We start from the raw sequence: 660 nt of genomic DNA on the forward strand, positions 1-660 counted from the left end.
AGCCTGCCGGACCCGCGGGTCGTGCCGGTCGCGGCGGCTTGGCAGCGGCGACCACCTCGGCCGGGTCGGCGCTGCCGGGGTCGAGCGCCGGCGGGGGCGGGACCGTCGCCATCCACTGGCCCAGGCGCTCCTTCTCGTGGAGCAGGTCGTGGATGTCGAGCTCGGCGTACTCGAACTCGGGGCTCCAGAAGAGCGCGTCGAAGGGGCACACCTCGACGCAGATCCCGCAGTACATGCAGAGCGAGTAGTCGATCGCGAACCGGTCGAGCACGTTGCGCTGCCGGGCCCGGCCGCCCGGGGTCGCCGGCGGGATCTCCTCCTTGTGCGAGTCGATGTAGATGCACCAGTCGGGGCACTCGCGGGCGCACAGCATGCACGACGTGCAGTTCTCCTCGAGGAGCGCGATGACGCCGCGGCTGCGGGGCGGCAGCTCGGGCCGCACGTCGGGGTACTCGTGGGTGTGCGTGCGCCGGGTCATCGTCCGGGCCGTCGTCGCCAGCCCCTGCACGATGCCGGGCAGTATGCCGCTCAGCCCGCTGCCGCCGGACCGACCGTTCCGCTCGCCCCTGCGCCCCGTCGACGGGCCACTACCTGTCGAGTGGCCACTGTTGCGCGGGGTGAGGTCGACGATGGGCCGCTCCAGGTCGTCGGTTGGTGGCC

1 protein-coding gene is annotated in these 660 nt (G+C 72.9%); it reads right to left on the reverse strand.

Features of this window, described 5'->3' with window-relative positions; translation table 11 throughout:
- The coding region (locus N864_RS22875; protein ID WP_420805231.1) for a 4Fe-4S binding protein at positions 1-660 on the reverse strand (660 nt) is incomplete at both ends.

Origin of the sequence: Intrasporangium chromatireducens Q5-1, from assembly GCF_000576575.1 — a bacterium.
GTDB classification, from domain to species: Bacteria; Actinomycetota; Actinomycetes; order Actinomycetales; family Dermatophilaceae; genus Intrasporangium_A; species Intrasporangium_A chromatireducens.